2 protein-coding genes are annotated in these 787 nt (G+C 61.6%); both read right to left on the bottom strand.

All coding sequences use genetic code 11. The features are described from left to right. The coding region (locus tag AC3ZU9_RS31490) for an ABC transporter permease subunit (protein ID WP_490091801.1) at positions 1-533 on the bottom strand (533 nt) is incomplete at its 3' end. Beyond that, positions 533-787, bottom strand: a 255-nt coding sequence (locus AC3ZU9_RS31485; RefSeq protein WP_490091800.1) for an ABC transporter permease subunit, incomplete at its 5' end; no start/stop codon positions are given. The genes AC3ZU9_RS31485 and AC3ZU9_RS31490, both read right to left, overlap by 1 nt.

Raw genomic sequence — 787 nt, 5'->3', positions numbered from 1 at the left:
TCGTTGCGGAAAAACAGCAGCATCCCGGCGAAGGTCAGGGCCTGGGTCATGATCGAGAAATACACGCCCTTGATCCGCGAGCGAAAGGCGAAGAAACCGAACACCAGCGCCAGCAAGCCCGGCGCCAGCACCACCAGGCACATCGCCCAGAGGAAGTGCTCGGTGCCGACCCAATACCAGGGCAACTCGGTCCACGACAGGAAGGTCATGAACGCCGGCAACTCATCGCCGGACGCCTGGCGCATCAAGTACATGCCCATCGCATAACCGCCCAGGGCAAAGAACAATCCGTGGCCGAGGGACAACATTCCCGCGTAACCCCACACCAGGTCCAGCGCCAGGGCGACGATGGCGTAGCAGAGGATCTTGCCCACCAGCGTCAGGGTGTAGGCCGAGACATGCAACGCGTTGTCCGCCGGCAGCAGTGACAGCAAAGGCAGCGCCAGCAGCACGACAAGCATCAGCACGCCGACGGCAATCGTCACCTTGGGACCGGCCTTTTGTGCGACCGTAAGCATCAATGGCTGGTTCATCAGTCAATCACCCGTCCTTTCAGTGCGAAGAGTCCTTGCGGGCGTTTCTGGATAAACAGAATGATCAGCGCGAGGATCAGGATCTTGCCGAGCACGGCGCCGATCTGTGGCTCCAGAATCTTGTTGGCGATGCCCAGCCCGAAGGCGGCCATGACGCTACCGGCCAACTGGCCGACACCGCCGAGCACCACCACCAGGAACGAGTCGATGATGTAGCTCTGGCCCAGGTCCGGGCCGACGTTGCCGATCTGGCT

The organism is Pseudomonas sp. A39, from assembly GCF_058145955.1.
The sequence above is the reverse complement of the archived record's forward strand: the minus strand, read 5'-3'. Positions and strand labels throughout refer to the sequence as shown.